Origin of the sequence: Micromonospora sp. NPDC049240 (assembly GCF_040647835.1) — a bacterium.
Lineage (GTDB): Bacteria > Actinomycetota > Actinomycetes > Mycobacteriales > Micromonosporaceae > Micromonospora.
The window spans coordinates 472,255-498,970 of record NZ_JBEZCX010000001.1; the positions used below are offsets into that span (position 1 = coordinate 472,255).

Sequence of the window (26,716 nt, forward strand, 5' to 3'; positions counted from 1 at the left end):
GACGACACTGTCACGCAGCGGAGCCGAACTCGTCCGTTACCCGCTACCGACAGGAGCGCCCGTGACCAACCAACGCCCGTACCCCCGGCATGCCGCGCCGCACACACCGCTGCGTCCGGTGTGGTGCTGCCGGGCGTGCGGCCAGCAGTGGCCCTGCCCGACCGCCCGCCTGCTGCTCAAGAGCGAGTACGCGGACAACAACGTCAGCCTGTCGCTCTACCTGTGCGGGCTGTTCTACGAGGCGACCCGCGACCTCTACCGGCTGAACCCGGCCGGCGCCCCGGACCCCGCCGACATGTTCGCCCGCTTCGTCGCCTGGGGACGTCAGGCGTGAACCCTTGAGCTGAAGCCGGGTTGACGTTCTACTTCGGCCCATGACGACGCCGCAGTCGACCGACGCCGAACTGGCGGGCCAGCCCGCCGCCTACTGGACCGGCGTGGCCTACGAGTCACTCATCGCCTTCACCCGCGCCCGGCACGCCGAACTCGGCTTCACGCAGCCTCAGTTCTGGCTGCTGCGCAACCTCTCCCCGAACGACCTGCTGCCGCCGGGCGGCGGACTGACCGTCGCCGAGCTACGGCAGGCGATGCGCTCCTACCTGCGGGCCGAGGACGACCTGGACGCCGAGTCGCAGGTGCTGCTGGAGCGCGGCTGGCTGGCCCGCGACGAGGGCGGGCGGCTGTCGATCACCGAGGCCGGCGAGGCCGCCCGCCTCGACCTCAAGCGGCACGCGCCGGCGATCCGGGCCCGCATCCACGAGGGCATCGACGACGCGGACTACGTCACCGCCCTGAAGGTGCTCCACCGAATGATCAGGAACACCGGCGGCTCGATCACGCTCTGAGGCGCGCGCCGAGCAGTGGCGCGTTAAGCGGGGCCCCCTGTTATGCAGAATGCGTTAACAGGGTGCCCCTCCTTTCATCTCCAGCCGACGTCGATGCGGTCGCCGCGCTCGTCGAAGAAGTGCAGCGCGTCCATCCGCACCTGCACCGCCAGCGAATGTCCGGCCGACACCTGCGGGTACGGGGCCAGCCGTACCGCCAGTTCGGCCGGGCGGCGGTGGTGCCGGCCCGGGTCGGGCAGCACGCTGGTGCGGTTGCCGCCGCCGTTCGGCGTCGACGCCGGCGCGGCGGTCTCCGCGGACCGGCCGGTGAGCCGCTGCACCACCTGCCCGAACCGGCGCAGGCCGCGCTGGCCGGGAGCGGTCCGCTCGACCGGGGTGCCCATCTCGTCGACCACGATCGCGGTCGCGCCGATGTCGAGGAAGGCCAAGGACTCGTGGCCGTGGTGCTCCAGGTAGCGGATCCGGCCGTGCAGCACGTCGCCGGCGGTGTCCGGGGCGACCGGGGTGAGCGCCTCGGCGCGCAGCCCGACCACGATCCGCTCGCCGTGGTAGTGCGCCACCGCGCGGCTGCGGATGTCGTCCCAGGGCAGGTAGAGCGCCTGGTCGCCGAGGCTCAGCGTGACGTACCGGTCGAGGTGGACGTAGACGGACGCCTCCAGCAGGTTCATCCGCGGGCTGCCCAGGAACGCGGCGACGTAGAGCGTGGCCGGCCGCCCGTACACCTGGGTGGGGGTGCCGACGTCCTGGAGCACGCCCTTGCGCATGATGGCCACCCGGTCGGCCATGGTGAGCGCCTCGGCCTGGTCGTGGGTGACGTAGATGGTGGTGACGCCCAGTTCCCGGGTCAGCGCGGAGATCTCGGCCCGCAGCTCGGCGCGCAACCCGCTGTCCAGGTTGGACAGTGGCTCGTCCATCAGGAACAGGCCGGGCCGCCGGACGATCGCCCGGCCCATCGCCACCCGCTGCCGCTGGCCGCCGGAGAGCTGGCTGGGCTTGCGCGCGAGCACGTCGCCGATGCCGAGCGCGCCCGCCACGTCCTGGATGCGCTCGCCGCGCGACCCGGGCTCGACGCCGGAGAGCCGCAGCGGGAAGCCGATGTTGTCACCGACGGTCATGTGCGGATAGAGCGCGAAGTCCTGGAAGACCATGGCGATCTTCCGGTCCCGGGGCGGCAGGTCGTTGGCCAGCTCGCCACCGAGCATGACCGCGCCCGAGGTCGGATCCTCCAGGCCGGCCACCATCCGCAGCACTGTCGACTTGCCGCAGCCCGACGGGCCCAGCAGCACCATGAACTCGCCGTCGTTGACGTCCAGATTTATGTTGTCGACCGCGATGGTTCCGTCCTGGAACACCTTGGTGACATCCTTGAGCGCGACGGTGGTCACCGTCACCTCCCCAGTCGCTCGCCCGAACCCGGGAATGACTGTGACCAGGATCATCGAGTTCGCACATCGGGTAAACGTGCCATGTTCGGCTCGTGACAGTCCTATTACGTGGATCTGCCGAGGAACACGCGCCGGACCACCCGATCCGCGGCGTGCCCGTCCTCCAGCGAGCAGAACCGGGCCCGGAACGCCGCCCGCGCCCGCTCGGCCGCCCCGCCGTTCACCGCGCCGGAGCGGAAGACGTCCAGCAGCCCGGGGAAGTCCGTCGCGACCGCGCCCGGCGGCTCGGCCAGCAGGTCGAAGTAGACGCCCCGGGCCACCCGGTACGCGTCCCAGTCCGGCGCGTAGACCACGATCGGCCGGTCCAGCACGGCGTAGTCGAACATCGCCGACGAATAGTCGGTGACCAGCACGTCGGCGGCCAGGTAGAGATCCTCCACCCGCTCGTGTTCGCTGACGTCCAGCACCCCGCCGGCGGCCGGCCCACGCGGCCGTCGCTCCCGGTCGTGGAAGTAGTGGCTGCGCATCAGCAACCGCCCGGCCGGGCCGAGCACGTCCCGCATCCGGTCCGGGTCGAACGGCGGACGCCAGCCGGGCAGGTGCTCGCGGTGCGTCGGCGCGTAGAGCACCACGTACTCGTCCGCACCGATGCCCAGCGCGGCGCGGACCTGACGGCACTCGTCGGCGGTGGCCCGGGCCAGCCGGTCGTTGCGCGGGTAGCCGACCTCCAGCGTGGTGTGGTCGGCCGGGTACGCCCGCTCCCACATCTGGGTGGAGAAGGCGTTCGCGGTGACGCTGTAGTCCCAGCGGTCCACCCGACGCAGCAGGCCGGCGAAGTCCATGCCCATCGCACCCACCGGGTAGCGCTGCTGGTCCAGACCCATCACCTTCACCGGCGTGCCGTGATGGGTCTGCACGTGCACGGAGCCGGGACGCTTACGGACGAAGTCCGGGAAGTTGACGTTGTTGACCAGCCAGTGGGCGCGGGCCAGCACCCGGTGGTACTCCGGGGTGCCGGCGACCACGTACTCCACGCCCGGCGGCAGCGTGGCCACCCGGTCCCGCCGGACGATCCAGACGCCGCGTACCTGCGGGGCGAGCCGGCGGGCGGCCTCGTAGACGGCGGCCGGGTTGCACGCGTACCCCCGGTACCAGTAGGCCGCGTAGACGGCAAGCGTCGGGTCGATCGGGCGGCGCAGCTCGGCCCGGTAGTACTCGTGCAGCGCGGTGTCGCGGGCCCGCCGGGCGGTCCGCCGCACCACCGGCGTCACCCGCCGCCGGGCTCGGTCGGCCGTCCGCCTGGCGGCCTCCCCGGCCTGGTGGGCCCCGCGCAGCGCGCTGAACGTCCGCCACCGGCCGGCCGCCACCAGCTGGTGTTTCAGCCCCTCCACGCCGGGCGGCACCGGGTAGCCCTCCGGCGGCCGGAAACGCCTGTAGTCCTCGTGCATCTGGGCGAAGAACGGCGCCCGCAGCTCCGGCGCGATCCGCTCCCCGTGCCCGAGCACGGTCAGGTAGTGCCAGATCATCCGCTCGAAGACCACCGGCCGCAGCTCGTCCACCGCCGGCGCCCACCGGTCCATCAGCCGGAACACGCGGTGCCACTGGGCGAACACCTCGAAGTGCCGGTCACCCCGGGTCCGGGTGATCGCGCCGGTGCGGCGCTGCCGGTAGTTGAGGCAGACCCGGTCCAGTACGCCGATCCGGTCGGCGGCCATCAGCGCGGGATAGCTGAACGAGACGTCCTCGTACCAGCCGGGCGCGAAGCGCAGCCCGCGCTCGACCAGGAACTCGCGGCGGACCAGCCGGTTCCAGGCGGTGTGCAGCAGCCGCAGCGTCTCCGGCCGGTCCCGCAGCGTGAACGTGGCCGGGCCCGGCGACTCGGGGAAGACGTCCCGCATGGCGCTGCGCGTGCCGACGAAGTTCCAGTGCGCCCGGACGTGGTCCACGACCAGCACGTCCGGGCGGGTGTCGCGGAGCCGGTCGGCGACGTGCGGCAGGCAGCCGGCCACCAGCCAGTCGTCCCCGTCGACGAACCACACGTAATCGCCGGCGGCCCGGTCCAGCCCGGTGTTGCGGGCCGGACCGAGCCCGACGTTGTCGGCGAGCCGCACCGGGTGGACCCGAGGGTCGCGGGCCGCGTACTCGGCCAGGATCTCGCCGCTGGCGTCCGGGGAGGCGTCGTCCACCCCGATCACCTCTAGGTCGGCGAACGGCTGGTCGAGGATCGAGTCGAGGCACTCCCGCAGGTAGCCCTGCACCCGGTAGGCCGGCACGACGAAACTGATCAGGGTCATGCCGGCCCGCCCTCCGTCAGCCCGGCGAGCGCACACCCCCACGGGCGCGGGCCGGCAGGACCACCCAGGCGAGGACCACGCTCACGACGAAAATCACCAAAAGGTACGCACCGAGTGTAGCCAGAGCGATACTCGCAATTCCGGCGATCAGCGCGATTGCCAGCACCGCCGAGCGCCCCTCCCAGCCCAGCGTGGCGACGTGCAGCGGCGGGGCCGACTGCCGCTTCTCCAGCCGGGCGGTCAGGTCGTAGTGGTGCAGCGTGAGCACCAGGACGTACCCGAAGATCAACCAGGCCGGTGCGCGCCCGGCCACGCCGACCGCGATGGCGAACAGGTACTCGGCGGCCCGCAACGCGGCCGGCACCAGCCAGTCCAGCGCCCCGGCGTGCGGCGTCCGCGCGCCCTGCGCCGCGCCCAGCAGCAGCACCAGCGCGAGGACCGGCGCCCAGATCGGCAGGTCGCCCCCGCCGTGCACCGTGCGCAACGCCCACACCAGCATCCCGGCCGCGCCGAGCGCGCCGAGCACCGCCAGCAGCAGCGGCCCTCGCGCCGGAGGCAGCGTCCGCACCAGCGGGCCGTCGTCGCGGTGCAGGCCGGTGTCGACAGTGGTCAGCACCGGCACCCGCATCCACCGCGCCCGCAGCGTCCGCAACGCCCCGGTGTACGCGAACGCCAACGTGCCCCAGACCAGCACCGCGCAGAGCGCCACCAGCGGCCCGAACAGCGCGGCGGCCAGCGCGATCAGCGCCCACCGCTCCCCGATCGGGAAAACCACGGTCCGCTTCAGCCAGTACGACACCGAGCCGGTGTCCGCCTGCACCCTCGTCGACGCGGCGTTCAGCTTCCCGCCGATGCCGCCCGCGTCCCCGGTCACCACCTTCGGCCGCCGGGCCGCCTCGTCGTGCAGCGCGCCGTACCAGGTGTCGGTCATGTGCCGCACGGTCTGCAACGTCATCGCGGCCAGGGCCAGCGCCCAGCCGTAGCGGAACCCGGCGTGCGTGGCGCCGAAACCGAGACCGGCGTAGACCACGTACTCCTTGAACCGGTCGGCCATCGTGTCCAGCCAGCCGCCCCAGGCGCTGAAGTGCCGGGTGTAGCGGGCCAACTGCCCGTCCACGCAGTCCAGCACGAACCCCAGGTAGAGCAGGACCGCGCCGGCCACCAGCGCGGGCCGGCCACCGACGCCGAACAGCACCGCCGCGGCCACCGCGAACGCCACCGAGACCATGGTGACGCCGGTCGGGCCGATCCCGATCCGGGCCGCCGCCTTCGTCACGTACGGCGACCAGGTGCTGACGAAGAACGTGGTGAAGAAGTCGTCCCGCTCCTTCACCGACAGCTTCAGCTCGGCCCGGTCCTCGTCGACGGCCGCCACCTCCGCCTCGGCCGCCGCCCGTCCGGCCGCGTCGCCGACCCGGTGCGCCACGAGCAGGCGTACCCGGTGGGCGAAGATCAGGGTGCCCCGGGCGGCGAGCCCGGCCACCAGCCGGTCCACCGCGGCGAGCGGCCCGCCCGGCTCGACGCCGGACGCCGCGGGCGCGGCCGGATCGGTCGCGGACGCCGCGCGGGCCGCGTCGACGAGCGCCGGCAGGTCGGCCGCGCCGACCCGCAGCGCGCCGCCGAACACGCCCGTCGCGTCCGCCGCGTCACCGACCGCGACCACCTGGCCGCGCTCCTCGCGCACCACCGCCTGCCCGGCGGCCGGCGGGTCGGTGAGCACCAACGCCACCGTCGGCCCGACCGGGCTGGTCGCGAGATGCCTGAGTACGGCCGTGTGCGCCACCAGATCGACGCCGCTGACCAGCACCGGGCCGGTCGCGCCGTTCACCAGGTCGGCCAGCTCGCCCAGGTCGGCGGCCACCCGCACCTGCTCCGCCCCGGCCCGCCGCCACTGCGCGGCCAGCCGGTCGGCCGGCGGCTCCGCGCCCTCGGTGGCTCCGCCCGCCGCCGGCCCGGCGGCGAGCACGATCGCGAGCGTCACCGCTGCGCCGCGTCGGCGTAGGCCGCCAGCGCCTCGTCGATCGTCCCGTCGACGACCAGCCGTCCGGCGTCGAGGTAGAGCCCCCGACGGCAGAACCGGGTGAGGTCCTTGTCGTTGTGTGACACCAGCACCAACGTGCGTCCTTCCGCGAGAAGTCGCTCGATGGTCGCATAGCACTTCGCGCGGAACTCCGCGTCCCCGACCGCGGTCACCTCGTCCACCAACAACACCGGGTGCGGCAGGTGCGCGATCACCGCGAAGCCCAACCGCACCTTCATCCCCGACGAGTAGTGCCGCACCGACGTGTCGATGGCGCGTTCCACCTGCTCACCCGCGAACGAGACGATCTCGTCGAAGTGCCGCCGCAGGTACGCCGGGGAGAGCCCGTGCAGCCCGCCCACCAGGTACAGGTTCTCCCGGCCGGTCAGGTCACCGGAGAACCCGGCGGACAACTCCAGCAGCGGCGCCACCCGGCCGTGCACCGAGATCGTGCCCTCGTCCGGGATGAGCACCCCGGCGATCAACCGCAGCAGCGTGCTCTTGCCGGTGCCGTTACGCCCCACCACCCCGACCGTCTCGCCCGGCTCGATCCGGAACGACAGGTCCCGCAGCGGCCAGAACCGGCCGGCGTCCGGGTCCCGCGCGCCCCGGTGCACGATCAGCTCCCGTAGCCGCAACTGCCGGCGCCGGTTACGCACGAACCGGATACCGAGCCGGTCCGCCTCGATGATCGGCGGCACTCAGAGTTCCTTCAGCACGGCCGGTTCCAGGCGGCGGAACGCCCACCAGCCGAACACCAGCACCAGCACGCTTCCCGCCACCGTCACGGTGAGCAGCCGGGCGTCCGGGAACTCGTCCGGGTACCAGACCGCGTGGTGCAACTGGAAGATCCCGACCAGCGGGTTCAGCTCGTACGCGAGCTTCAGCCAGCCCGGCATGCCGGAGTCCCGGACCAGGTTGAACGGATAGATGATCGGGGTGGCGTAGAACAGCAGCCGGATGACCAGCCGCATGGTCCGCTCGATGTCGCGCATCAGCACGTTGCCCGCCGAAAGCAGCAGCGCCAGGCCCACCAGCAGCACGAACTGCACGGCCACCGCCAGCGGCAGGGCGAGCAGGCTCCACCCGGGGTGGATCTTCCCGTGGGCGGCGTAGAGCGCCGCGATGGCGACCAGGATCGGCAGGCCGGCCAGGTACTCGGCGAAGCGACCGGCGACCCGGCCGATCGGGAAGATCGGCCGGGGCAGGTTCATCGTGGTGATCAGCCGGGCCTGCCCGGTCAGCGCGCCGGCCGCCTCGGTCAGCGCCGAACTGGCCCACATCCAGGCGAAGATCCCGGTGATCAGGAACAGCGGGTACGAGCCGGCCGCCTCGCCCAGGTGCCGCCGGGTCGCGCCGGAATAGAGCACGCCGAAGACGAACCAGTAGATCAGCCCCATGCCGAGCGGCTCGATGAGCGACCAGAGGTAGCCGAGCACCGACTGCTGGTACTTCACCGCGAGATCCCGCCGGACCAGGATGCGCAGCGAGGTGCGGGCGGACCAGAGCGCCGCGACGCCGGACGTCACCGCACCATCGTCGCCCTCTTCCCGCTGGTATGGCGGCCGTCCCCGCCGGATCACCCCAACGGGGGGGGGATTGCCGATGGCAGGGCAATCGTCAATAGTGCTCATTAGCACGCTAAAGTGTTCACCGTGAACTTGAAGGAATGGGCAGCGGCCACCGGTATCTCGTATGCGACCGCACGGCGGCGGTACGAGTCTGGGACGCTGCCCGTTCCTACGTACCGACTCGGCCGGCTTATCATGGTCGGTGAACCCCTGACCCCGACCACGGTGACTAGCGGGCAGGTCGTGGTGTATGCGTGTGTGTCATCCGCAGATCAGAAACCCGACCTCGACCGGCAGATCGCCCGGGTCGCCACATGGGCCACCTCCCAGCGTCTGCCCGTGGACAGGGTGGTAACCGAGGTGGGGTCCGCGCTCAACGGGCACCGCAAGAAGTTCCTCGCCCTGCTGCGCGACCCGGAGGTGGCGACCATCGTGGTCGAGCACCGCGACCGGTTCGTCCGCTTCGGCGCAGAGTACGTCGAAGCGGCGCTTGCCGCTCAGGGGCGCCGGTTGCTGGTGGTCGACCCGGCCGAGGTGGACGACGACCTCGTCCGCGATGTCACCGAGACCCTGACGTCGTTGTGCGCCCGTCTGTACGGCCGCCGTGCCGCAGCGGACCGCGCCCGCCGCGCCGTTGAGGCGGCGACGGAAGAGCCGACGTGAAGACGATCCAGGCGTACCGCTTCGCCCTTGACCTCACCCCTATGCAGGAGCGGGCCGTGCTCGCCCACACCGGAGCCGCAAGGGTCGCCCACAACTGGGCACTCGCCCGCGTCAAGGCCGTCATCGAGCAGCGCGCAGCAGAGCGCACCTACGGCGTCTCCGGCGAGATGCTGACTCCGGCAATGTCGTGGACGCTGCCGGCGCTGCGCCGGGCGTGGAACGCGGCGAAGCAGGATGTGGCGCCGTGGTGGGCGGAATGCTCCAAAGAGGCGTACAACACTGGCCTCGACGCCCTCTCCCGCGCGTTGAAGAACTGGAGCGACTCCCGCTCGGGGAAGCGGGCCGGACGGCCGGTCGGGTTTCCCCGGTTCAAGTCCCGCCGCCGCACCGTCCCGTCGGTGCGGTTCACCACCGGGACGATCCGCGTCGAGCCTGACCGCATGCATGTGGCACTGCCCCGGCTGGGCCGGTTGAAGCTGCACGAGTCCGCCCGGAAACTCGCCCGCCGCCTCGACAACGGCACCGCCCGGATCATGTCCGCCGCCGTGCGGCGTGACGGCGGCCGATGGCACGTCTCCTTCTGCGTCGAGGTGGAACGCGCCGACCGCCGACCGCGCAGGGCGGGCTCGGTCGTCGGCGTGGACATCGGCGTGAAGCACCTCGCGGTGCTCTCGACTGGCGAGCTGGTCCCGAACCCGCGTCACCTCGGCAACGCGCAACGCCGCCTCCGGCAGCTCGGCCGGGCGGCGGCGCGTAAGACCGGACCGGACCGGCGCACCGGACAGCGCCCGTCGAGCCGGTGGCAGCGGGCCGCGGCTCGGCTCGGCCGCGCTCACGTCCAGGTGGCGAACCTGCGCCGCGACGGGCTACACAAGCTCACCACCCGACTCGCCTCGACGTACGGCACGGTGGTGGTGGAAGACCTCAACGTCACCGGGATGCTCCGCAACCGCCGGTTGGCTCAGCACATCGCCGACGCCGGGTTCGCCGAGATCCGCCGGCAACTGGCCTACAAAACCAGTTGGAACGGCGGCCGGCTACTCGTCGCCGACCGCTGGTACCCGTCATCCAAGACCTGCTCGGGTTGCGGCGCGGTGAAAACCAAGCTGGCCCTATCCGAGCGTGAATACCAATGCGAGGCGTGCGGCCTGGTCCTCGACCGCGACCACAACGCCTCGCTCAACCTGGCCGCGCTCGCGACTGAGTACGACACCGCCGGGAGTGGCCCGGTGGCTGGACGTGGAGCCGACCGTAAGACCCCGCTCGCGGGGCGGGTGGCTGCGAAGCGTCAACCCGGCACCGCCAAAGCGGGCAAGACCGGGACCGTCCCACCGCAAGGCGGGACTACCAAACGCGCGCTCACCAAAGCGCACTGAGAGGTAACGGTCAGCACTCGATCACGTTCACCGCGAGCCCGCCCCGCGCCGTCTCCTTGTACTTGACCTTCATGTCCGCGCCGGTCTCCCGCATGGTCTTGATGACCTTGTCCAGGGACACGTGGTGCACGCCGTCGCCGCGCAGCGCCAGCCGGGCCGCGGTGATCGCCTTGATGCTGGCCACCGCGTTGCGCTCGATGCACGGGATCTGCACCAGCCCGCCCACCGGGTCGCAGGTCAACCCCAGGTTGTGCTCCATGCCGATCTCGGCGGCGTTCTCCACCTGCTCCGGCGTGCCGCCCAGCGCCTCGGCCAGCCCGGCCGCCGCCATCGAGCACGCCGACCCGACCTCGCCCTGGCAGCCCACCTCCGCGCCGGAGATCGAGGCGTTCTCCTTGAACAGCACGCCGATCGCGCCGGCCGCCAGCAGGAACCGGACCACGCCCTCGTCGGAGGCGCCCGGCACGAAGCGGGTGTAGTAGTGCAGCACGGCCGGGATGATCCCGGCGGCGCCGTTCGTCGGCGCGGTCACCACCCGCCCGCCGGCTGCGTTCTCCTCGTTGACCGCCAGCGCGAACAACGTCACCCAGTCCATCGCGCGCAGCGGGTCGTCCGCGCCGGTCTCCGCCTCCAGGCCGCGCCGCAGCTCGGCGGCGCGGCGACGGACCTTCAACCCACCCGGGAGTACGCCGTCGCGGGTGCAGCCGCTCTCCACGCACTCCCGCATCACCCGCCAGATGTCCAGCAGCCCGGCGCGGACGTCCGCCTCGCTGCGCCAGGACAGCTCGTTGGCGAGCATCACCTCGCTGATCGACAGGCCGGTCCGGGTGGTGACGTCGAGCAGTTCCGCCCCGGTGAGGAACGGGTGACGCACCCGGGTGGTGTCCGGCTTGATCCGGTCCGCCCCGGCCGCCGCCTCGTCCACCACGAACCCGCCGCCCACCGAGTAGTAGGTGCGGGTCCGCACCTCGCGCCCGGCCGCGTCGTACGCCGCGAACGTCATTCCGTTCGGGTGGTACGGCAGCGAGCGCCGGCGGTGCAGCACCAGGTCCCGGTCCGGGTCGAAGTCGACCTCCTGGCTGCCCAGCAGGCGCAGCCGCCGCGCGTCCCGGATCCGCGTGATCCGCTCGCCCACGGTGTCGGTGTCGACCGACTCCGGGGCCTCGCCCTCCAGCCCGAGCAGCACCGCCCGGTCGCTGCCGTGGCCGTGGCCGGTGGCGCCGAGCGAGCCGAACAGCTCCGCCTGCACCCGGGCCACGTCGGCGAGCAGCCCGTCGGCCTTCAGGCCGCCCACGAACGTCCGGGCGGCCCGCATCGGCCCGACGGTGTGCGAGCTGGACGGCCCGATACCGACGCTGAAGAGGTCGAAAACACTGATCATGGCTGCGCTTTCCTCGCCGTCGTCCCCGTTGTGCGGTTCCGAACCGGTGCGATGCCGCACCCCCCGTCCCGGGGTGAGCGACCGGCGCCAAGGGTGGAGGCGCCCGACCGACGACCCTACCCGCCCCACCCCAATACCCGCCCCCACCCGCCCCCACGCCCCCGACCCCCTCGTTGATCTTGCAGTTGTCGCCCCGGCGAAACCGGCATACGGGGCACGAGGCGGGCCGCAACTGCAAGATCGCGGAGGACGAGGCGGTGCGCGCGTCGGGAGGGGGCGGCGGGGGTAAGTACCTACGGGTGCCCGGGTCGCCGATCCTCCTCGGGGCCGAGGGCCGACGCGCACCGGAGACCTAGCGTGGAATCAGCGCGGCGGATCGCCGCAGAAGTGGGAGACGACGATGAGTCGCAAACTGGTCCGGCCCCGCGAGGGGCGCATGATCGCCGGTGTCTGCGCCGGCCTTGGGCGGCGGTTCGGCATGTCGGCCGGCATGGTCCGGCTGCTGTTCCTGCTGTCCCTGCTGCTGCCCGGCACCCAGGTGATCGTCTATCTGATCCTGTGGGTGCTGATGCCGAACGAGGACCGCTACCTCGCCACCCGCTGACCCGCACACGACGACGCGCCCGCCCCGGGAGGGCGGGCGCGTCGTGCGAGGTCAGGGGGCCGTGTAGGTGACGGTCACCTTCTCGTAGCCGAGGGAGCGCAGCAGCCCCTCCAGCATCTTGCGGGTGTTCTCCTGCGCCCGGGCGGCGAGCCCGCTGTCCCGGGCCGCCGCGGTGATCCGGTCCTCGGCCAGCTTGTAGACCTGCTGCTGCCGGTTGGGGTCACCGGCCACCAGGTCGTTGAGCCGGTTGATCAGGCCGCGCTCCTCGGCGAAGACGTAGCTCTTGTCCATGTCCAGGTCGGTCTCGCCGAGCTGCGGCGCGGGCAGTTTGATCTCGACGGACTTGCCGTCGTCGGAGGCCACCACCGCCCCGTCGGCGATCTTCGCAAAGTCGACGTACGCCTCGACCCGGCCCGCCCCGACGAAGAGCGTGCGCTCGTTGAGCAGGAAGTCCGGCACGTTGCGCCGGTCCTTCTGCACGTCGACCACCACCTGGAAGTTGCCTTCCGCCGCGACGTAACGGCTCAGGTCACGGATCGACTTGAGCAACGGCGGCTGGCTGCGGTCGGTCTGCTCCTTGGCGAACGGGTTGCGGAAGTCCGGCAGTAGGCCGGTCGCCTGCACGCCGAGCAGCACCACCACCGCCAGCGCCGCCGCACCGAGCACCCAGAGCAGCCCGCGCGCGGCCCCGCCGACCGGGGACCGGGCGCCCGGCCCGGGCTCGGGCGGGGCGTCCGCCCGGTCGTGCAGGGACTCGCTGGTCGGGTATTCCGGGAACTCCCTGGTGGGCTGCTGGGTGTCACCGTCGCGGGCCATCGCCCTCACCGTCCTCGTCCGACACATCGACTGACAATGACGGTACGGGGACTGTGCGACACTCGCTCGTCGAGTGCCCCGATCGGGTGAAACAGCAGGTCAGGCGAAGGCGGAGAGCCCGGTCAGCCGCTGGCCGATGACGAGCTGGTGGATCTCCGAGGTGCCCTCGTAGGTGAGCACGCTCTCCAGGTTGGCGGCGTGCCGCATGATCGGGTACTCCCCGGAGACGCCGTTCGCGCCGAGGATGGTGCGGCACTGTCGGGCGATGGCCAGCGCCTCCCGGACGTTGTTCAGCTTGCCCACGCTCACCTGCTCGGGCCGCAGCGACCCGGCGTCGGCGAGCCGGCCCAGGTGCAGCGCCAGCAGCAGCCCCTTGTTCCACTCCACCGCCATGTCGGCGAGCTTGGCCTGGGTGAGCTGGAAACCGGCCAGCGGCCGGCCGAACTGGGTGCGGGTGGTCGCGTACGCCAGGGTGGTCTCCAGGCAGTCGCGGGCCGCGCCGAGCGCGCCCCAGACGATGCCGTGCCGGGCCTCGGTCAGGCAGCTCAGCGGCGCCTTCAGCCCGGTCGCCTCGGGCAGTCGCGCGTCCGCCGGCAGCCGCACGTCGTCGAGCGTGATCTCGCCGGTCAGCGAGGCACGCAGGGACATCTTCCGGCGGATCTCCCGCGCGCCCACCCCGGGGGTGTCCATGGGCACGAGAAAACCCCGCACACCGTCGTCGGTGCGGGCCCAGATCACCGCGACGTCGGCGATCGGCGCGTTGGTGATCCACATCTTGCCGCCGGTGAGGATCCAGTCGTCGCCGTCGCGACGGGCCCGGGTGGCCATCGAGGCCGGGTCGGAGCCGTGGTCCGGCTCGGTCAGCCCGAAGCAGCCGATCGCGTCGCCGGTCGCCATCGCCGGCAGCCAGCGTTGCTTCTGCTCCTCGCTGCCGAAGCGCCAGATCGCGTACATGGCCAGCGAGCCCTGCACCGAGACCAGCGAGCGGACGCCCGAGTCGCCGGCCTCCAGCTCCAGGCAGGCCAGCCCGTACGCGACCGCCGACGCACCGGCGCAGCCGTACCCGGTCAGGTGCATGCCGAGCAGGCCCAGCTTGCCGAACTCGCGGGCCAGCTCGCGGGCCGGCACGTCGCCGTCTTCATACCAGCCGGCGACGTGCGGGCGGACCCGGTCGGTCACGAGCTGGCGGACGACGGCCCGGATCTGCCGCTCCTCCTCGCTCAGCGAGGCGTCGACGTCGAGCAGGTCGAGCGTGGTCACGTCGTCACTCCCCCTGGTCGCCGAGGACCAGCACCCGGGCATGGATCTGGTTGCGCTGCTGCAACGCCGCGCGCAACGCCCGGTGCAGGCCGTCCTCCAGGTAGAGGCCGCCGTTCCACTGCACCACGTGCGGGAAGAGGTCGCCGTAGAAGGTGGAGTCCTCGGCGAGCAGCTTGTCCAGCGCCAACTCCCGCTTGGTGGTGATGAGCTGATCCAGCCGCAGTGGACGCGGTGGGATCTCGGCCCACTGCTTCAGCGTGAAGTTGTGCTCCGGGTAGGGACGCCCGTCCCGGACCGCCCTGAAGATCACCGCGTGCTCTCCTCCCCCAGGCCGGGCTGACGATGTGGCTGCCAGCCTAACCGCTCAGCTCCACCGCCCCCGCCGGACCACATCATCCACCGGGCGCCGCCCCCGGCGCAGCGACGGTGACCGATGGTCGACGGCTCGGTAGCCAACAGTGACAGCGCCGATCGGATGCAGCTCCGGAGGCACCCCGAACGCCTCCCGGTACGCCCCGACGCGCTGCGGCGGGATGCCGAAGAAGCAGGCGCCCAGCCCCTCGTCCACGGCGGTGAGCAGCATCAGCAGCGCCGCGAAGCCGGCGTCCACGTACCAGTAGGGCACCGGCCAGCGGTCCTCGGCGCGGTCCGTCCAGCCCTTGTCCGGCTCGGCGTACCGGTCCAGGTAGGCGTCCCGGTTGGCGTGCGGCACCACGATCAGCGGGGCCCGGCGCATCCCGGCCAGCCAGCGTTCCCGACCGCCGCCGTCCGGCGTGGTGGCCGCCCAGAACCGGGCCCGGTCCGCCGGCTCCTCCAGCACCAGGAACCCCCAGCCCTGCGCGAACCCGGCCGACGGGGCCCGGACCGCGTGCGCGAGCAGCCGGTCCACCACCTCGGGCGGGACCGGCCGGTCGGGGTCGTAGTTGCGGACCATCCGGCGACGCCGGACGACCTCGGCGAACTCCACGCTCAGCGCCCCGGCCGGACGCCCCAGGCGCCGCGCCACGTCTGCCCGGCGTCCAGCGTGATCACGTCCCGGCCGGACCGGAACGCGTCCGGCGGGCACGTCATCGGCTCCACCGCCACCGAGCGGCGGTGCCGCTCACCGCCGAGCGTGTCCCCGGTGAACACCTGCCACCAGCCGAACTCGCGGTCCGCCCAGACCGCCAGCCCGGACGAGCCGTCCGGCGCGCCGAGCGTCACCGCCGAACCGCCGTCGGCGTCCCGCTCCACGTCCCCGAAGGCCAGGTCGAGCACCATGTCGCCGATCGGCCGGGGCGCGGTGAAGTCGTACTCGGTGCCGGCCACCGGGCTGGCGCCCACCGGCAGCAGCCGGCCGTCCACCAGCACCCGGTTCCGCCCCGGCACCCGCAGCACCAGCTCGTCCACACCCACCTTGGGGAGCTGGAAATAGGGGTGCACGGAGAAGCCGAACGGCGCCGGCTCGGCGGAGAGGTTCGTCACCTCGTGCTCGGCGCGCAGGCCGTCCGGGCCGACGCTCCACCGGCTGCGCAGCCGCAGCGCCCACGGGTAGCCCGGGGTGGGCGGCAGGTCGTAGCCGAGCGTCACGCTCGCCGGCGACTGCTCGACCAGCTCCCACCGGACCCAGTTGACCAGGCCGTGCAGCGCGTTGTGCCGCTCCGGCTCGGTCAGGTCGAGCTGGAGCGAGCGGTCCCCGAACGTGTACGCGCCGTCCCGGATCCGGTTCGGCCAGGGCGCCAGCACGTGCCCGGCCGAGCCGGGGCTGAGCTCGTCCTCGGCGTACCCGTCGAGGTAGTCCACCCCGTCGTGCCGATAGGCCCGCAGCCCGCCACCGACCTCCACCACGACGGCCTCGTGGCCGTCGGCGGAGATGGTCCACTGTGTTCCGGACGGTGCCCGCTCGTCGATCCCCATTCGGCGACCCTATCGTCACCGACGGTCCTCGGTGGGAGCGGTGGCGCGATAGCGCAGCAACGCGGGGAACGCCGTCACCAGCAGCACCGCCAGCACGGCGGCGGCGATGCCACCACCGACCATGGCGACGCCGGTGCCGAACCCGGCGGCGGTCACGCCGGCCCGCAGGTCACCCAGGCGCGGGCCCCCGGCCACCACCACCGTGTTCACGCCCTGGAGCCGGCCGCGCATCCGGTCCGGCGCGTACACCAGCAGCATCGACTGCCGCAGGGTGGCGCTGACCAGGTCGGCGGCGCCGGCCACACCGAGCAGCAGCACCGCCAGCCAGAGCCGGCCGGCCAGCCCGGCCAGCGCGATGGCCACGCCCCAGCCGACCACCGCCACGGTGAGCGCCAGCCCCTGCCGGCGCACCCGGCCGATCCAGCCGGAGGTGAGGCCGCCGAGCATCGCGCCGATGGCGATGGCGCTGTAGAGCCAGCCGACCGCCGCGCCGCCGCCGAAGCGGTCCTGCGCCAGCTCCGGGAAGAGGGCCCGTGGCATGGCCAGGATCATCGCGATCAGGTCGATGGCGAAGGAGAGCAGCAGCACCGGCGTGGTGGCCAGGTAGCGGAAGCCGTCGACGACGCTGCTCAGCCCGGCCCGGCGGACGCCGCCGCCCGGCTCCGGCTCCGGCGGCATCGCCGGCAGCCGCAGGGTGGCCCAGAGCGACACGGTGAACAGCAGCGCGTCCAACCCGTACGCGATGGGCAGCGCCGCGTCGACCCGCCAGGTGGCGAAGATCAGCCCGGCGGCCAGCGGCCCGGCGACCGCGGCGGCGGTGAACGTGGTGTAGTTCAGCGTGGTCGCGGCCGGGACCAGTTCGGCCGGCACCAACCGGGGCAGGATCGCGCTGCGGGCCGGGGAGGTGATCGCGAACGCCACCGACTGCACGCCCACCAGCAGCAGGAGCAGCACCGGGCTGCGCGCGCCGACAAGCGACTGCACCAGCAGCCCGAGCGTCGCCGCCCAGAGCAGCGCGCCGCCCGCGAGCAGCACCCGCCGCCGGTCCCGGGCGTCGGCGACCGCGCCGCCCCAGAGCCCGAAGACCAGCAGCGGCACGAAGCCGGCGACGCCGAGCAGCCCGACCCAGAACGAGCCGCCGGTCAGGTCGAACATCTCCACCGGCACCGCCACGGCGGTGAACTGGAAGCCGAACATCGCCACCGCGTTGCCGAGCCACACCCGCCGGTAGGCGGGCACGCGCAGCGGGCGCAGGTCGATCGCCCAGCGGCGGGGTCCGCGCGACCGGGCCTTGGTGACCTCCGTCACGGTGCGAGCCGCTCGACGACCCACACCCCGTCGGCGGTACGCCGGAACCGCAGCCGGTCGTGCAGCCGGCTGGCCCGGCCCTGCCAGAACTCCACCGTCTCCGGGCGGACCCGGAACCCGCCCCAGTGCGGCGGGGCGGGGATCGACCCGACGCCGGCGAACCGCTCCGCCGCCGCCTGGTACGCCGCGTCCAGCGCGGCCCGGTCCGGCACCACCGCCGACTGGGTGCTGGCCCACGCGCCGAGCTGCGAGCCACGCGGCCGACTGGCGAAGTACGCCTCGGTCTCCGCCCGGTCGACGTGCGCCACCCGGCCGGTGACGGTCACCTGCCGCTGCATCGGGAACCACGGGAAGACCAGGCTGGCCCACGGGTTGGCGGTCACCTCGGCGCCCTTGCGCGAGCGGTGGTTGGTGTAGAAGACGAAGCCCTCCGCGTCGTAGCCCTTGAGCAACACGGTGCGTCCACTGGGCCGGCCCTGGTCGTCGGCGGTGCCGACCACCATCGCGTTCGGCTCGGGCAGCGGATGCGCCACCGCGTCGGCGAACCAGCGGGCGAACTGGATGTGCCAGTCCGGCGCCAGGTCCGGTTCGGTTAGGCCCAGGTCGGCGGCGTACTCGTTACGCATGCCGGCCGGGGCGGGTGTGTCGCCTGTCACTTTGGCCGTCCCTCTCCCGGGCGTACCGGCGTCCCCCGACGCTGGCCAGGCCCCGACGCCTAGTCTTCTCCTGTCCGCATGCGCGTCCACCGGCGGGGATGTCGCGTGGCGCACAGTCGCTGCGGGTCGCGCAGCCGGTTACCCACCGGGCAAGATGTTTCGAACCACATCCCTGAGGGGTCGCCTGAGCTGCGGGGCTGGATCAGCCCGCCCGGGCGCACCGAGCCGGAAGCCAGGAGACGACATGTCCGATTTCAAGCCGGGTCTGGAGGGCGTCGTAGCCTTCGAGACCCAGATCGCCGAACCCGACCGCGCGGGTGGATCGCTGCGCTACCGGGGCGTGGACATCGAGGATCTGATCGGCCAGGTCTCCTTCGGCAACGTCTGGGCGCTGCTGGTGGACGGTCGGTTCGGCCCCGGCCTGCCGCCGGCCGAGCCGTTCCCGGTGCCGGTGCACTCCGGCGACATCCGCGTCGACGTGCAGTCCGCGGTCGCCATGCTGGCCCCGTACTGGGGGCTCAGTCAGCTTCTCGACATCTCCGACGCCCAGGCCCGCGAGGACCTGGCCCGGGTGTCGGTCACCGCGCTGTCCTTCGTCGCCCAGTCGGCGCGCGGGCTGGGCCTGCCGGCGGTGCCACAGAAGGAGATCGACAAGGCGGAGACGATCGTCGAGCGCTTCATGAAGCGGTGGCGCGGCGAACCCGACCCCCGGCACGTCAAGGCCGTCGACGCGTACTTCATCTCGGCCGCCGAGCATGGCCTGAACGCCTCCACCTTCACCGCGCGGATCGTGGCCTCCACCGGCGCGGACGCCGCGGCCTGCATCTCCTCCGGCATCGGCGCCCTCTCCGGCCCGCTGCACGGCGGCGCGCCGTCCCGGGTGCTCAGCATGCTGGAGTCGGTCGAGCGCAGCGGCGACGCCGAGGGGTACGTCAAGGGCGTGCTCGACCGCGGCGAGCGGCTGATGGGCTTCGGGCACCGGGTCTACCGGGCCGAGGACCCGCGCGCCCGCGTGCTGCGGCGGACCGCCAAGGAGCTGGGCGCGCCCCGCTTCGAGGTCGCCGAGGCGCTGGAGAAGGCCGCCCTGGCCGAGTTGCAGGCCCGCCGCCCGGACCGCGTCCTCGCCACCAACGTCGAGTTCTGGTCGGCCGTGGTGCTGGACTTCGCCGAGGTGCCGGCGCACATGTTCACCTCGATGTTCACCTGCGCCCGGATGGGCGGTTGGTCCGCGCACATCCTGGAGCAGAAGAAGCTCCAGCGGCTGGTCCGCCCGTCCGCCACCTACGTCGGCCCGGGCACCCGCAAGCCGCAGCAGGTCGAGGGCTGGGACGCCATCCCGCACGGCGTCTGAGCCGTAAGGAGGGGCCCCCTCTTAACGCTTTCGGCATAGGCGGGGCCCCTTCTTAACGCTGCCGCTGTGGCGTACGACTCAGCACTCACGGTGGGACCAGCGGGTGGTGCCGGCCGGGCGGGTGCGAGGATGAAGGCCGGCAGCGCTGCCGGCCGGGTTCGGATCCCGGCCGCCCCGTGCGTCCGGCGCACGAGCCGGTCGTCGATCCGCGCCCGCAGGAAGGGCCCGCCCTCGCCCATGCGGAAGGATCGAGACAACCGTGGCTGACGCACCGACCATCCGGATTCCCGACGACCTCAAGCCCGCCGACGGCCGTTTCGGCTGCGGCCCGTCCAAGGTTCGTCCGGCGGCGGTCTCCGCGCTCGCCGACGTCGCCACCAGCTACCTGGGCACGTCGCACCGGCAGAAGACGGTCCGCGACGAGGTCGCCCGGCTGCGCCGGGGCATCGCCGAGTTCTTCTCCCTCCCCGAGGGCTACGAGGTGATCATCGGCAACGGCGGCACCACTGCGTTCTGGGAGGTCGCCACGTTCGGCCTGGTCCGCGACCGGGCCCAGTTCGCCAGCTTCGGCGAGTTCGGCGCCAAGTTCGCCAAGTCGGTCGCCGACGCCCCGTTCCTGGGCGAGCCGACCGTGCGCAAGTCGGCGGCGGGCAGCGCCCCGACGCTGGTCGCCGAGGCGGGCGTGGACGTCTACGCCACCCCGCACAACGAGACCTCCACCGGCGTGGCGGTGCCGATCAGCCGGGTGCCGGGCGCCGACGAGGGCTCGCTGCTGCTTGTCGACGCCACGTCCGGCGCGGGCGGGCTGGACGTCGACGTCGCCGAGACCGACGTCTACTACTTCGCCCCGCAGAAGTGCTTCGGCTCCGACGGCGGCCTCTGGCTGGCGCTGATGTCGCCGGCCGCGCTCGCCCGGGCCACCGAGATCAAGTCCTCGGGCCGCTACATCCCGGCCTTCCTGGACCTGGTCACCGCGATCGACAACTCGCGGCTGGAGCAGACGTACAACACCCCGGCGCTGGCCACCATCTTCCTGGCCGCGGAGCAGACCGACTGGATGAACTCCCAGGGCGGGCTGGCCTGGGCGGCCAAGCGCACCGCCGAGAGCGCCGGCATCGTGTACGGCTGGGCCGAGCGCTCGTCGTTCGCCACCCCGTTCGTGGCGGACCCGGCGCTGCGCTCCAACGTGGTCGCCACCGTCGACTTCGCCGACGGGGTGGACGCCACGGCGATCGCCAAGGCGCTGCGCGCCAACGGCATCGTGGACACCGAGCCCTACCGGAAACTCGGCCGCAACCAGCTCCGGGTCGCGCTCTTCCCGGCCGTCGAGCCGGCCGACGTCGAGGCGCTCACCGCGTCCATCGACTACGTGGTCGAGCGACTCTGATCACGCCGTGACGCTGGGTGGTCGTCGGGGCTCCGGCGGCCACCCACCGTGATCATCGCCGCAGCTCAGTCGCGACATGCCGGGGTGTCGCAGTCCCCATCGTCGGGTAGATGAGCGTACGGTGGTGGGGACGCCCCGGGTGGCCGGCTCGTGGCGTGACGGCCAGCGAAGCGGGACGGAGGCAAGCCCATGCGCCCAGTACGCTTCGTCGCCCTTTCCGAGGACGGCCAGGCCCTGGTGCTCACCGACGAGGTGGGCCGCCTGCTCGCCCTCCCCATCGACGAGCGCGTGGCCTCGGTGCTGCACGCCGAGCCGGGCGCGCCCCCGCTCGCGGTGGTGCCGGCCTCCACCGATCCCACGCCGTCGCTGTCCCCACGCGACATCCAGGCCCGGATCCGTTCCGGCGAGTCCGCTGAGGACGTCGCCCGCATCGCCGGCGTGCCGGTCGACCGCGTGCTGCGCTACGCCGGCCCGGTGCTCCAGGAGCGGGCCATGCTCGCCCAGCACGCCCGCCGCACCCGGCTCAAGGGCGCTGAGAAGCCGACCCCGCTGGCCGAGGTGGTCAACGGCCGGCTGGCCCAGCACGGCATCGACACCGAGAAGATCTCCTGGGACGCCTACCGCCGCGACGACGGCACCTGGCGGATCATCGCCACCTGGCCGTCCGGCAAGGCCACCGCCCAGGCGGTGTGGGATCTCGACAAGTCCCGGCAGAACGTCATCGCGCACGACGACATGGCGCAATACCTGTGCGCCGAGCGGCCCACGCCGATCCTCGGCCAGGAGCCGGCGCCCGAGCGGGGCGGCCACGCGCTGCCCGGCCCGTCGCGCGGCGAGCCGAGCCGGGGCGGGCACGGCCTGCCGTCCGGGGTCGAGCAGGCCCGTCCGGGGCGCGACCCGATCCGTGCCGGCCGGGACGCGCTGCTCGCCTCGCTGGACCGGCCGCTCGGCGGCACGTCCGGCCGCGGTCTCGACACCCGTTCCCCGGCCGCGCTGGCCGGTTCGGAGGCACCCCGCCAGCGGGCTGTCGCCGGGGGTGCCGCCGCGCTGCTCGGCGGCGGGCAGGGTTCGGCGTTCGACGACGACTCGGACGCGCCGAAGGAGATCCCCGCCGTGCCGTCGTTGGCCGTGCTGCGGCCTCGGCGCACCGGCAACCCGCCAGCGTCCGGCGGTTCCGGCACCGAGTCCGGTGAGGCCGGCGGCAAGCCGCGCAAGCGGCTGCCGAGCTGGGACGACGTCCTCTTCGGCAGCGGCCCGGCGGCCCGCGAGTCCTCCTGATCGACAGTTGACGTGCCGGGCACTTGACGTGCCCGGCGGTCACAGGGGCCAGGCGGCGAGGCGGGTGTGGTGGGTGCGAGCGCCCGGGTGGCTGCGGACCAGGACCAGCTCCTCGGCGGGCCACTCCGGGCCGGCGTACCCGTGCAGCGTCTCCCGGTCCGCGCGCACGTCGACGCGGTCGCCGGGGCGGGCGATGGTCAGGTGGGGCCGGAACGGCTTGTCGTCGTGCGGCAGTCCGGCCCGTCGCAACGCGTGGCGGACCAGGCGGGCCAGCACGTCCAGCGCGTCGGTCTCGCCGCGCACGTCCACCCAGAGCACGGTGGAGCCGCCCTGGCCGAAACTGCCCCCACCGCCCAGGCGCAGCCGCGGTGCGCTGCCCCGACCGGCCCGGAAGGACTCCGCGGCCAGACCGAGCGCGCTCGTCACCTCGACCAGCCGGTCGTCCGGCACCTCACCGAGGAAGGCGAGCGTGAGGTGGAGGTGGGCGGGGTCGGCGAGCCGGACGTTCACACCGGCGGCGGACGCGACGCCGACGCGCAGCCCGACGACCCGGGCGGTGAGGTCGGTGACCGCCGCCGCAGACGGGTAGACCGCCGCGAAGAGCCGCACCCGCTCAGCGGTGCCGCTGGTGGTGCGCCGCCCGGGCGGCCGGCAGCGTCAGCCCGGCGGCGTGCAGCAGCCCTTCCACCCGGACCCGTTCGATCTCCCGGTCGACGCCGGCCAGCTCGGCCAGGTGCTCGGCGATGCCGAGGGCGTGGCAGGCGGCGCGCAGCCGTTCGTCGTACGCCTCGATGACCGCGCCGTGCCACACCACCGAGCGGTCGGCGGCGGCGAGCCGGTGGCCGCCGAGCCGGCGCAGATCGGTGGCGAGCTGCTCCAGCGGGCGGCGGCCCTCCCGCTCGAACTCGGTCAGGTCGATGTCGCGGGTCAGCGCCTCGGCCTCGATGGCGCGATCGAGCCGGGCGATGGTGCGGCGCTCACGGCGCTGCTCGCGCCACTCGGCCCACCCGCACGCGAACCGGTCGATGATCTCGTCGGCGCAGAAGACCAGCGCGAACACGGCGGGGAGGCAGCAGACAGCGAGGATCGCCAGCGCCAGCAGCAGCCCCTGCCCCAATCCCACACATCGACGCTAAGCCCTGTCGACCGCACCCGCCACCCGTTTGCCGAAACCGGCCGGTACGCATTTGTGCGGTGTTGAGCGGGGCCCCCTTCTATGCAGAATGCGTTAAGAGGGGGCCCGTCCTTTCACTCGGCCCGGGGGGACACCACGTAGAAGCGCGGCATCGGCAGCACCCGCAGGCGCAGGCGCGCGCCGGAGCGGCGCAGTTGCCAGGTGAGCGCCAGCAGCGCGGCGGCCAGCGAGATGAGGCCACCGATCCAGATGCTCGCGCCGGCGCCGAACGTCTCGGCCGTCCACCCGATGATCGGCGCGCCGACCGGGTTGGTGCCCAGGAACACCAGCACCCACAGCGCCATCACCCGTCCCCGGAAGGACGCGTCGACGCCGAGCTGCACCCGCTGGTTGGCTGCCTGGGCGAAGAAGACCATGAAGAACCCGGTGGGCAGCAGCAGCGCCACCACCATCCAGTACGCCGGAGCGAGCCCGACCAGCGTGCCGAAGCTGGCGCAGCCGATGGCGGCGCCCAGCACCAGCCAGACCGAGGGCCGGCTGCGCCGGCCGGTGCCGGCGAGCGCGCCGACCAGCGCGCCGACCGCCAGCGCGGTGCTGAACAGGCCGAACGACGCGGCCCCGGTCCGGAACACGGTCTTGGCCAGCGCGGCGAGGGTGAGCTGGAAGTTGAACAGGCTCATCCCGATCACCGACATGACGACCATCGGCAGCAGCAGGTCGGGGCGGCGCGCCACGTACCGCAGGCCGTCCACCACCCGGGCCTGGTCCCGTTCGCCGGCCGGCGGCAGGTCCTTGCGGTGCAGTTCGGCGGGGCGCATCTTGACCACGGTGGCCAGCGGCGCGATGGAGCTGAGCGCGGTGACCAGGAAGACCGGGCCGACGTCGAACGCGGCGATGGCCAGGCCGGCGACGGCGGGGCCGACGATCCGGGCGGAGTTGAACACGGCCGCGTTGAGCGAGAGCGCGTTCGGCAGCAGCGTCACGCCGACCAGCTCGGAGACGAACGCCTGCCGCACGGGGGTCTCGACCGCGTTGGCGACACCGAGCAGCGCGGCGAACGCGAACACGTGCCAGAGCCGCACCACGCCGGTGACGACCAGCATGCTCATCCCCAGCGCCAGCACGGTCCAGAACGCGTTGGCGACGAAGAGCAGCATCCGCTTGTCGTACCGGTCGGCGAGACGGCCCGAGAGCAGCGTGAGCAGGAGTACGGGGGTGAACTGCAACGCGGTGACCACGCCGAGCGCGGTGGCGGAGTTGTCGCTCAGCTCGAGGACGAGCCAGTCCTGGGCGATGAACATCATCCAGACGCCGATCAGTTTGATCAGCTGCCCGGTGGCGAAGAGTCGGTAGTTGCGGACTCGTAGGGACTGGAACATCGTGCTCAGCTTGGCCTGCACTCTAGGTGCGCCTCCTCGCGTCAGGTACGCCTCATCGACAACTGACGAAGCGGACCGCGCGACGCGGGGTCAGCCGCGGGCGATGCCCTGGAGGATGTCGGCGGCCCGCCGCAGCGTGTCGCGTTCCTCCTCGGTGAGTGCGGCCAGTCGGCTGGCCAGCCACTCGTTGCGGGCGCGCTCGAACTGGTCGAGCACGGCCCGTCCCCCCTCGGTCGCCGCCAGGATGACCTGCCGTCCGTCGGTCGGATGGGGGGTGCGCTGCACGAGGCCGCGCTCCTCCAACTTCGCGACGATCTTCGTCATCGTCGGCGGCTGCACCCGTTCGACGTCGGCCAGTTCCCGTGGCGTGAGGGCGCCCGCCAGCTTGAGGCTGGTGAGCGCCGACAGCTGGGTGACCGTGAGGTCGCCGACCGGTCGGGCCTGTCGGACCCGCCGGTTGAGTCGGGTGATCGCATCACGCAGCTGGGGGGCCAGCTGCGCCGGTGGCACGCGTTTCGCCGTCACCGTCCGCTCCGTCACACTCGTTAGCCTAACTAATGAGCCTGGCTAACGACGTCCGTTATGACCAGGCTCACCAGCGTCAGAGCAGCACGGACTCGATCGGCCCGCGCAGGAAGTAGAGGATGAAGAGCGCGGCCACGCCGTACAGCAGGGGGTGGACCTCCCGGGCCTTGCCCTTCGCCAGCTTCACCAGCACGTAGCTGATCACGCCGGCCCCGATGCCGTTCGAGATGGAGTAGGTGAACGGCATCAGCACGATGGTGAGGAACGCCGGGATCGCGATCTCGTAGTCGGTCCAGTCGATGGTCCGGACCGCCGTCATCATCAGGAAGCCGACCACCACCAGCGCGGTCGACGCGGCCTCGAACGGCACGATCGCCGACAGCGGCGCGAGGAACATGGCCAGCAGGAACAGGCCGCCGGTGACCAGGTTCGCCACGCCGGTCCGGGCGCCCTCACCGACACCGGCGGCGCTCTCGATGTACGACGTGTTGCTCGACACCGACGCCGCGCCACCCGCGGCGGCGGCGATCGAGTCGACGAGCAGGATCTCCTTGGCGCGCGGCGGGGTGCCCTGCTCGTCGAGCATGTCCCCCTCCTGGCCGATCGCGACCATCGTGCCCATGGTGTCGAAGAAGTCCGTGATCAGCAGCGTGAAGACGAACATCAGCGGAACCAGCCAGCCGACCCGGGTCCACGAGTCCAGCACGTTGAAGTTGCCCAGCAGCGACAGGTCCGGCAGGTCCACCACCTGCTTCGGCAGTTCGGGCACGTTCAGCGCCCAGCCCTTCGGGTTCGGCTTGCCGTCGACGAAGGACGGGCCGATGTTGCCGACCGCCTCGACCACGACGGCCAGCACGGTGGAGGCCAGGATGCCGATCAGGATCGCGCCGCGCACCCGCCGTACCACAAGCACCACGGTCACCAGCAGACCGACCACGAACACCAGCATCGGCCAACTGACGATCTTGCCGTTGATGCCCAGCCCGACCGGCACGGTGGTGTTCGCGGCGTCCGGGACCCGCCGCACGAACCCGGCGTCGACCAGACCGATGATGGTCAGGAACAGACCGATGCCGACCCCGATGGCGGTCTTGAGCTGCGTCGGCACCGAACGGAACACCGCGGTACGCAGCCCGGTGAGCACCAGGATGCCGATCAGCACACCCTCGATGACCACCAGGCCCATCGCGTCCGCCCAGGTCATCTGCGGCGCGATCTCGAAGGCCACCAGCGCGTTCACGCCCAGCCCGGCGGCCAGCGCGATCGGGAACCGGGCCACCACCCCCATCAGGATGGTCATCAGGCCCGCGACCAGCGCGGTCGCCGCGGCCAGCGCCGGGATCGCGAGGGTACGCCCGTCGGCGTCCTCCGCGCCGCCGAGGATCAGCGGGTTCAACACCACGATGTACGCCATCGTGAAGAACGTGGCGAAGCCACCTCGGATCTCCCTACCCGTGGTGGACCGGCGGGCGGAGATCTCGAAGAAACGGTCGAACGCGTTGCGCGGGTGCGCGGGATCGGGCGGTGTGCCGTGGTCCGCCGGCGGGGCAATGGCCATCGGGTCCTCATCTTGTCGATCAACCGGT

General features: G+C 72.6%; 26 protein-coding genes. 8 read left to right on the forward strand and 18 right to left on the reverse strand.

Annotated features, from left to right (window positions below):
* Window positions 1–61 precede the first annotated feature (61 nt).
* Together AB0B02_RS02290 and AB0B02_RS02295 are read left to right on the forward strand one after the other, a co-directional pair.
* Window positions 62–334, forward strand: coding sequence for a hypothetical protein (locus tag AB0B02_RS02290; protein WP_281943384.1), 273 nt, complete (start codon window positions 62–64; stop codon window positions 332–334).
* Window positions 335–374: 40 nt separating this feature from the next.
* Entirely contained in the window at window positions 375–845 is a 471-nt protein-coding gene (locus AB0B02_RS02295) for a MarR family winged helix-turn-helix transcriptional regulator (protein ID WP_357294553.1), read from the forward strand.
* 74 nt (window positions 846–919) lie between these two features.
* Here the strand turns inward: AB0B02_RS02295 and AB0B02_RS02300 are convergent, their stop codons facing one another.
* The 5 genes from AB0B02_RS02300 to AB0B02_RS02320 all read right to left on the reverse strand — a co-directional run bounded on the left by AB0B02_RS02300 (window position 920) and on the right by AB0B02_RS02320 (window position 8,073).
* Window positions 920–2,230: an ABC transporter ATP-binding protein gene (locus tag AB0B02_RS02300; protein WP_357294570.1), complete on the reverse strand. Its 1,311-nt coding sequence runs from the start codon at window positions 2,228–2,230 to the stop codon at window positions 920–922.
* Between the two features lie 104 nt (window positions 2,231–2,334).
* Window positions 2,335–4,524: a bifunctional glycosyltransferase family 2 protein/CDP-glycerol:glycerophosphate glycerophosphotransferase gene (locus AB0B02_RS02305; protein ID WP_357294580.1), complete on the reverse strand. Its 2,190-nt coding sequence runs from the start codon at window positions 4,522–4,524 to the stop codon at window positions 2,335–2,337.
* A 16-nt stretch (window positions 4,525–4,540) separates the two neighbouring features.
* On the reverse strand, window positions 4,541–6,490 hold the full coding sequence (locus AB0B02_RS02310) for a DUF5941 domain-containing protein (protein ID WP_357295822.1): 1,950 nt from the start codon (window positions 6,488–6,490) through the stop codon (window positions 4,541–4,543).
* 11 nt (window positions 6,491–6,501) lie between these two features.
* Window positions 6,502–7,245, reverse strand: a complete 744-nt coding sequence (locus AB0B02_RS02315; RefSeq protein WP_357294597.1) for an ABC transporter ATP-binding protein — start codon at window positions 7,243–7,245, stop codon at window positions 6,502–6,504.
* Window positions 7,246–8,073 (reverse strand): ABC transporter permease, encoded by an 828-nt coding sequence (locus AB0B02_RS02320; RefSeq protein WP_357294607.1) that lies wholly within the window; start codon window positions 8,071–8,073, stop codon window positions 7,246–7,248.
* Between the two features lie 126 nt (window positions 8,074–8,199).
* On the opposite strand from AB0B02_RS02320, the gene AB0B02_RS02325 reads away from it, so the two are divergent.
* The gene (locus AB0B02_RS02325; RefSeq protein ID WP_281943395.1) at window positions 8,200–8,778 is read left to right on the forward strand and encodes an IS607 family transposase; all 579 of its coding nucleotides are present in this window, start codon (window positions 8,200–8,202) and stop codon (window positions 8,776–8,778) included.
* A complete protein-coding gene (tnpB, locus tag AB0B02_RS02330) occupies window positions 8,775–10,154 on the forward strand; it encodes an IS607 family element RNA-guided endonuclease TnpB (protein ID WP_281943397.1) in 1,380 nt (459 codons plus the stop codon). Before AB0B02_RS02325 ends, tnpB begins: the two co-directional genes overlap by 4 nt.
* A gap of 10 nt (window positions 10,155–10,164) precedes the next feature.
* On the opposite strand, the gene AB0B02_RS02335 is transcribed toward tnpB, so the two are convergent.
* A complete protein-coding gene (locus AB0B02_RS02335; RefSeq protein WP_281943399.1) occupies window positions 10,165–11,535 on the reverse strand; it encodes an L-serine ammonia-lyase in 1,371 nt (456 codons plus the stop codon).
* A gap of 400 nt (window positions 11,536–11,935) precedes the next feature.
* On the opposite strand from AB0B02_RS02335, the gene AB0B02_RS02340 reads away from it, so the two are divergent.
* Complete coding sequence (locus AB0B02_RS02340) at window positions 11,936–12,139, forward strand: PspC domain-containing protein (RefSeq protein ID WP_281943400.1); 204 nt, start codon at window positions 11,936–11,938, stop codon at window positions 12,137–12,139.
* Between the two features lie 51 nt (window positions 12,140–12,190).
* Here AB0B02_RS02340 and AB0B02_RS02345 read toward each other — a convergent pair whose 3' ends face one another.
* The 7 genes from AB0B02_RS02345 to pdxH form a co-directional block, all read right to left on the reverse strand.
* Entirely contained in the window at window positions 12,191–12,955 is a 765-nt protein-coding gene (locus AB0B02_RS02345; protein ID WP_281943401.1) for a DUF4230 domain-containing protein, read from the reverse strand.
* A 99-nt stretch (window positions 12,956–13,054) separates the two neighbouring features.
* Window positions 13,055–14,215, reverse strand: a complete 1,161-nt coding sequence (locus AB0B02_RS02350; RefSeq protein ID WP_357294646.1) for an acyl-CoA dehydrogenase family protein — start codon at window positions 14,213–14,215, stop codon at window positions 13,055–13,057.
* Between the two features lie 4 nt (window positions 14,216–14,219).
* Complete coding sequence (locus AB0B02_RS02355) at window positions 14,220–14,525, reverse strand: type II toxin-antitoxin system VapB family antitoxin (protein ID WP_089154454.1); 306 nt, start codon at window positions 14,523–14,525, stop codon at window positions 14,220–14,222.
* 54 nt (window positions 14,526–14,579) lie between these two features.
* Window positions 14,580–15,182: a nitroreductase family protein gene (locus AB0B02_RS02360; RefSeq protein WP_281943405.1), complete on the reverse strand. Its 603-nt coding sequence runs from the start codon at window positions 15,180–15,182 to the stop codon at window positions 14,580–14,582.
* 2 nt (window positions 15,183–15,184) lie between these two features.
* Window positions 15,185–16,111, reverse strand: coding sequence for an aldose 1-epimerase family protein (locus AB0B02_RS02365; RefSeq protein ID WP_281943407.1), 927 nt, complete (start codon window positions 16,109–16,111; stop codon window positions 15,185–15,187).
* Between the two features lie 15 nt (window positions 16,112–16,126).
* Window positions 16,127–17,419 (reverse strand): MFS transporter, encoded by a 1,293-nt coding sequence (locus AB0B02_RS02370; RefSeq protein WP_357294664.1) that lies wholly within the window; start codon window positions 17,417–17,419, stop codon window positions 16,127–16,129.
* A complete protein-coding gene (gene pdxH / locus AB0B02_RS02375) occupies window positions 17,416–18,045 on the reverse strand; it encodes a pyridoxamine 5'-phosphate oxidase (protein WP_357295831.1) in 630 nt (209 codons plus the stop codon). The genes AB0B02_RS02370 and pdxH overlap by 4 nt, the downstream gene beginning before the upstream one ends.
* Window positions 18,046–18,319: 274 nt before the next feature.
* On the opposite strand from pdxH, the gene AB0B02_RS02380 reads away from it, so the two are divergent.
* The 3 genes from AB0B02_RS02380 to sepH all read left to right on the forward strand — a co-directional run bounded on the left by AB0B02_RS02380 (window position 18,320) and on the right by sepH (window position 22,091).
* The gene (locus tag AB0B02_RS02380) at window positions 18,320–19,426 is read left to right on the forward strand and encodes a citrate synthase 2 (RefSeq protein ID WP_357294676.1); all 1,107 of its coding nucleotides are present in this window, start codon (window positions 18,320–18,322) and stop codon (window positions 19,424–19,426) included.
* Between the two features lie 259 nt (window positions 19,427–19,685).
* Window positions 19,686–20,813: a phosphoserine transaminase gene (gene serC, locus AB0B02_RS02385; RefSeq protein ID WP_357294687.1), complete on the forward strand. Its 1,128-nt coding sequence runs from the start codon at window positions 19,686–19,688 to the stop codon at window positions 20,811–20,813.
* A gap of 189 nt (window positions 20,814–21,002) precedes the next feature.
* The gene (sepH, locus tag AB0B02_RS02390) at window positions 21,003–22,091 is read left to right on the forward strand and encodes a septation protein SepH (RefSeq protein WP_281943415.1); all 1,089 of its coding nucleotides are present in this window, start codon (window positions 21,003–21,005) and stop codon (window positions 22,089–22,091) included.
* Window positions 22,092–22,130: 39 nt separating this feature from the next.
* Here the strand turns inward: sepH and thpR are convergent, their stop codons facing one another.
* From thpR to AB0B02_RS02415, 5 genes are all read right to left on the reverse strand, one after another.
* On the reverse strand, window positions 22,131–22,700 hold the full coding sequence (gene thpR / locus AB0B02_RS02395) for an RNA 2',3'-cyclic phosphodiesterase (protein ID WP_357294711.1): 570 nt from the start codon (window positions 22,698–22,700) through the stop codon (window positions 22,131–22,133).
* 4 nt (window positions 22,701–22,704) lie between these two features.
* Entirely contained in the window at window positions 22,705–23,214 is a 510-nt protein-coding gene (locus AB0B02_RS02400; protein ID WP_281943419.1) for a hypothetical protein, read from the reverse strand.
* 125 nt (window positions 23,215–23,339) lie between these two features.
* On the reverse strand, window positions 23,340–24,626 hold the full coding sequence (locus tag AB0B02_RS02405; protein ID WP_281943421.1) for an MFS transporter: 1,287 nt from the start codon (window positions 24,624–24,626) through the stop codon (window positions 23,340–23,342).
* Between the two features lie 69 nt (window positions 24,627–24,695).
* Window positions 24,696–25,145, reverse strand: a complete 450-nt coding sequence (locus AB0B02_RS02410; protein ID WP_281943423.1) for a MarR family transcriptional regulator — start codon at window positions 25,143–25,145, stop codon at window positions 24,696–24,698.
* A gap of 61 nt (window positions 25,146–25,206) precedes the next feature.
* Entirely contained in the window at window positions 25,207–26,688 is a 1,482-nt protein-coding gene (locus tag AB0B02_RS02415) for an NCS2 family permease (protein ID WP_357294731.1), read from the reverse strand.
* Window positions 26,689–26,716: the final 28 nt, after the last annotated feature.

Coding starts and splice junctions, on each gene's coding strand:
- AB0B02_RS02295 (WP_357294553.1), top strand. CDS start 375: ATGACGACGCCGCAGTCGACCGACGCCGAACTGGCGGGCCAGCCCGCC.
- AB0B02_RS02305 (WP_357294580.1), bottom strand. CDS start 4,524: ATGACCCTGATCAGTTTCGTCGTGCCGGCCTACCGGGTGCAGGGCTAC.
- AB0B02_RS02335 (WP_281943399.1), bottom strand. CDS start 11,535: ATGATCAGTGTTTTCGACCTCTTCAGCGTCGGTATCGGGCCGTCCAGC.
- AB0B02_RS02340 (WP_281943400.1), top strand. CDS start 11,936: ATGAGTCGCAAACTGGTCCGGCCCCGCGAGGGGCGCATGATCGCCGGT.
- AB0B02_RS02345 (WP_281943401.1), bottom strand. CDS start 12,955: ATGGCCCGCGACGGTGACACCCAGCAGCCCACCAGGGAGTTCCCGGAA.
- AB0B02_RS02365 (WP_281943407.1), bottom strand. CDS start 16,111: ATGGGGATCGACGAGCGGGCACCGTCCGGAACACAGTGGACCATCTCC.
- pdxH (WP_357295831.1), bottom strand. CDS start 18,045: ATGCGTAACGAGTACGCCGCCGACCTGGGCCTAACCGAACCGGACCTG.
- AB0B02_RS02380 (WP_357294676.1), top strand. CDS start 18,320: ATGTCCGATTTCAAGCCGGGTCTGGAGGGCGTCGTAGCCTTCGAGACC.
- sepH (WP_281943415.1), top strand. CDS start 21,003: ATGCGCCCAGTACGCTTCGTCGCCCTTTCCGAGGACGGCCAGGCCCTG.
- AB0B02_RS02415 (WP_357294731.1), bottom strand. CDS start 26,688: ATGGCCATTGCCCCGCCGGCGGACCACGGCACACCGCCCGATCCCGCG.